Source organism: Streptomyces sp. RP5T, from assembly GCF_003933965.1.
Taxonomy (GTDB): Bacteria; Actinomycetota; Actinomycetes; order Streptomycetales; family Streptomycetaceae; genus Streptomyces.
On sequence record NZ_RSAJ01000620.1, the window covers coordinates 1 to 4,747 of the forward strand.

The 4,747-nt window shown below is 74.6% G+C and carries 2 protein-coding genes and 1 pseudogene; all 3 read left to right on the forward strand.

Translation table 11 applies throughout. From position 1 onward, the window contains the following. A pseudogene (locus EHS43_RS37745) lies at nt 1-1,736 on the forward strand (serine/threonine protein kinase); the annotation flags it as partial. Nucleotides 1,737-1,888: 152 nt separating this feature from the next. Next, nucleotides 1,889-3,691, forward strand: coding sequence for a serine/threonine-protein kinase (locus tag EHS43_RS37750; RefSeq protein ID WP_125195131.1), 1,803 nt, complete (start codon nt 1,889-1,891; stop codon nt 3,689-3,691). A 58-nt stretch (nt 3,692-3,749) separates the two neighbouring features. Continuing rightward, the coding region (locus EHS43_RS37755) for a serine/threonine-protein kinase (protein ID WP_260470900.1) at nt 3,750-4,747 on the forward strand (998 nt) is incomplete at its 3' end.

Here is a 4,747-nt window from a genome sequence, read left to right on the forward strand (position 1 = left end):
TCCGGGCGGCGCGGGCCGGGGCGATCGCCGCGTACCGCGCGGGCGCCCGGGCCGCGGCCAGGGTCCAGGAGGCGCAGAACGGCAGGGCCGCCCTGCCCGGAGCCCGCCCGGCACCGGACACCGACCCCGCCGGACACACGCGGGGTGCCGACCCCGCCGTACCGGCCAACGGCCTGCCGCCTTCGCCGTACCCGTCGGCCAACGGCCCCGCGCAGCAGCCGTATCCCTCCGCCAACGGCTTCGCGCAGCCGCCGTATCCGGGCGTGGACGGGGTCGAGCAGGGGCACGGGGGCGACCCCGGGCTCGGGGCTCCCGGGCGGATAGCCGATCCCTACGGAGTGCGCCCCGCTCCCTGGCACGGTGCGGTGCCGCGTGCCGGGGGCCAGGGGCCCGTCGCCGACGCCGTTCCCGCCGTCGACCGGGTGCCCGCGCCCAGTCGCTGGGAGGACCTTGCGCCGAGCGAGACGCCCGTCCGCCGCGGTCCCGCCACCGCGCTCGCCGCCGAGCGGGCACGGCAGGCCCGGATGGCCGTGGTGGGGCCCGTCACCGAGCGCTGGGCGCCCGAGCAGGCCGGACCGGTGCACGAGAACTGGCAGCTCGCCGCGCCCATCGGGCCCGCGACCGACCTGTGGGCGCTCGGGGCGCTGCTGTTCCGCGCCGTCCAGGGGCACGCGCCCTACCCCGAGGAGTCGACGGCCGAGCTGGTGCAGTTGGTGTGCGCCGAGCCGCCCGCCTTCGCGGAGGAGTGCGGGCCGCTGAGGCCCGTCGTGGAGTCGCTGCTGCGGCAGGACCCCACCGAGCGGCTGGACTTCGAGGAACTGCGCGGCTGGCTGCGCTCGCTGGTGCGGTCCGCGCCCGAGCCGGAGGCCGGCGTCCATGTCGTCGCCGCCCCGCCCGTGGACGCGAGCCGGCTGCCGATCGTGCGGCGCCGGGGCGAGTTGGTGCGCAGGCGGCGCGCCGGGCTGCCCGCGACGCACGGCCGGCACAAGCGGGCCCGCGAGGAGGCCGCCCCCTCGCCGCGCCGCCTCGGCCGCAATCTGCTGCTGCTCATCCTGCTGGTGATGGCCGCGGCGATCGCGTACGCCATGTACTTCATGCCGAAGGCGGGCTCCGAGGACAAGGGCGCCGGGAAGGAGACCGGTTCCACCAGCCAGGCCGGTCCGGCACAGTCGCCGGGGGCCGGTGACGAGGCCGGGTCCGGGTCGCCCGGCGCCGAGCCGAGCACGCCCGGACCGTCGCGGTCCAGCGGTGCCGCCGAGACCCAGACCGCGGGGCCCGAGGTCGCCGACGGATTCACCCTGCGCACGGACGCCGAGGGCTTCAGGATCGCGGTGGCGGCCGGCTGGGACCGCACCCCGAGGAACGGCCGCGGGCAAGTGGTGTACTCGCAGGGCGGCTTCGAGCTGATCGTCGTCCCCGGGCGGGACACCGCGGCCGTGAACGGCAGCGACCCGATGGTGTATCAGCGCGAGAAGGAGCCCGAGCTCCAGCCGTACCGCGACTCCAGCTGGGCCACCGCCACCGGCCTGAAGTCGATCCAGGTCGGCACCCGGAGCATGGCCGAGGGGCAGTTCACCTGGACCGACGGCGACGGGCGCGAGTTGTACGTGCGCAATGTCGCGATCCTGATCGGCGGGAAGTACCACGTGGTGCAGGTGCGGGGGCCGGAGGCGGAGCGTGACGAGGTGACCCGGCTGTACGAACAGGCCTCGGCCACGTACCAGGTGACCGGCTGACGGACGCCGTGGCGGCGTCGCGGGTTCACTCCTCCGTCGTGGAAGCGACAACCGTCACAGTGAGGTCTCCTTGGCGCCCCCCTGGTTCCCCTCGGCGCGGACCGGTCCTTAGTCTGACTGCGTCAAGAGCATTGCGGGGAAACGTGAATCAGATGCAGGGCCTGCTCCTCGCGGGGCGCTACCGGCTCGCCGACCCGATAGGCAAGGGCGGCATGGGCCGGGTCTGGCGTGCCCACGACGAGGTGCTGCACCGGGCCGTGGCGATCAAGGAGTTGACCGCGGCGCTCTACGTTTCCGAAGGCGACCAGGCCGTGCTGCTCGCCCGTACCCGTGCCGAGGCGCGCGCGGCCGCCCGGATCAACCACTCGGCCGTCGTCACCGTGCACGACGTGCTCGACCACGACGGCCGGCCCTGGATCGTGATGGAGCTGGTCGAGGGCCGCTCGCTGGCCGACGCCGTCAAGGAGGACGGCCGTATCGAGGCGCGCGAGGCGGCCCGGATCGGGATGTGGGTGCTGCGGGCCCTGCGCGCCGCGCACTCCGCCGGGGTCCTGCACAGGGATGTGAAACCCGGCAACGTCCTCCTCGCCCGGGACGGCCGGGTCCTGCTCACCGACTTCGGGATCGCCCAGATCGAGGGCGACACCACCATCACCCGCACCGGAGAGGTCGTCGGCTCGGTCGACTACCTCGCCCCGGAGCGGGTCCGCGGCGCCGATCCCGGCCCGTCCGCCGACCTGTGGGCGCTCGGGGCCACGCTGTACACGGCGGTCGAGGGGCGGTCGCCGTTCCGCCGTACGACCCCGCTGACAACGATGCAGGCCGTCGTCGACGAGGAACCCGCGGAGCCGCGCAACGCCGGTCCGCTCGGGCCCGTCATCGCCGCCCTGCTGCACAAGGACCCCGCTGTGCGGCCCGGCGCGGCCGAGGCCGAGCAGATGCTCGCCGAGGCGGCGGAGGGACGGAGGCCGGGCGCGGCACAGGCGTATGTGCCTACCCGACATGAGGGTTCGCGCCATGAGCCGGGGACGCAGAGTGGCTCCCACGGTGGGCTCCGCACACCCGTGCCGGGCACATCGGCCGACGGCCCGTCGTACCCCTCGGCCACGAGCCCGGCGTATCCCTCGGCCACCAACGGGGCGTACCCCTCGGCCACGAACCCGGCGTACCCCTCGGCCACGGGGCCCTCGTACTCCTCGGCTTCGGGGCCGGCGTACCACTCGGGGACCCCGTACGCCCAGGGCCCCTCCTCCACGGTCATCGGTCCACCGCATCACGCCGGCCAGGCCCCCGCGGCCTCGTCCGGGCGTCGCCGGCTGCGTTCCGTCGCGCTCGTGGTCGCGCTGGCCGCGGTCGTCAGCGCCGGGACCGTGGTCGCGCTGCAGAAGTGGGACCAGGGCCGGGACACCGGCGGTACCTCGGTCTCGTCGAGTCCCTCGCCCAGCCCCACGCCGAGCACGAGCACGGACACGGGCGGGGTTCCGGCCGGCTGGGAGCGGTACGACGACCCCGTGGGCTTCAGCCTCAACCTGCCCAAGGGCTGGGACCGCTCGGTGTTCGGCACCCCCGCCAACGGGCTGACCCAGATCGACTACTCGCCCGACGAGGGCAAGCACTTCATCCGGATCGCCGTCGACACCTCGCCGGACTTCATCGACCCCTACGAGCACCAGCGCGACCTGGAACGGCAGATCCAGGACCTCAAGGACTACCACCGCGTCGACATGGACAGGAACACCTACCGGGACCGGCCGGGCGCCCGCTGGGAGTACACCTGGACCGCGCTGGCCAAGGACATCGCCTTCCCCGGACCGCGCCGGGCCGTGGAGGAGACGTACATCTCCCGGGACGGCGCCGAGTACGCGATCTACATGTCGTCGCCCGCGGAGAGCTGGCCGACCACCAGCAAGCAGTTCACGGCGGTTCTCCAGGGCTGGAGCGAGTCGAACAGCTGACGGAGTTGGCCGGTCACCGCCCCGGAGCGTATCCGTCCGCTGCGGCATGATGGGGCGCATGGGGAACGAGGGGGACACCTTCCGTGTGATCGCGGGCCGTTACCGCCTGGAGGCGAGGATCGGGCGCGGCGGCATGGGCGTGGTGTGGCGGGCGACCGACCAGCTGCTCGGCCGGCAGGTCGCCGTCAAGGAGATCCCCCTCGACGAGACGCTCTCCGCCGAGGACGCCCGGCTCCAGCGGGAGCGCACCCTGCGCGAGGCCGGGGCGGTCGCCCGGCTCAGCCACCCGCACATCATGGTGGTCCACGACGTCGTCGAGCAGGACGAACGGCCCTACATCGTCATGGAGTTGATCGACGGCGGCTCCCTCGCCGACCGGATCTCCGCACACGGCCCGGTCGAAGCCGCCGAGGCCGCCCGGATCGGCGCGGACCTGCTGAGCGCCCTGCGCGCGGCGCACGCGGCCGGGGTGCTGCACCGGGACATCAAGCCCGCCAACGTCCTCGTGGAGTCCGGCACCGGGCGGGTCGTGCTGACCGACTTCGGCATCGCCCAGGTCGCGGGCGCCACCACGCTCACCGAGACCGGCTCCTTCGTCGGCTCGCCCGAGTACACCGCGCCCGAGCGGATGTCCGGGGTCAGGACCGGCCCGGAGGCCGACCTGTGGTCGCTGGGCGCGCTGCTGTGCACGGCCCTCAGCGGCGAGTCGCCGTTCCGGCGCGACTCGTTGGGCGGCATCCTGCACGCCGTCGTCATCGACGAGATCCGGCCGCCCGCGCAGGCCGCGCCCCTCCTTCCGGTCGTCCGGGGGCTGCTGGAGCGGGATCCCGAACGGCGGCTGGACGCGGTGGAGGCCGAGCGGCTGCTGCGGGCCTTCCTGGAGACGGGCCGCATGCCCGCGCGCAGGGCGCCCGAGCGGGCGTACACCCCGACCCAGCGGGACCTTCCGCTACGGTCCCCGGCGCCTGAGCGTTCGGGGAGCCGGCGGTTCACGGCGGCGGCGCGTTCCAGGCGGGGCGTGCTCGTGGCGGCGCTGCTGGCCGTGGTGCTGGTGGG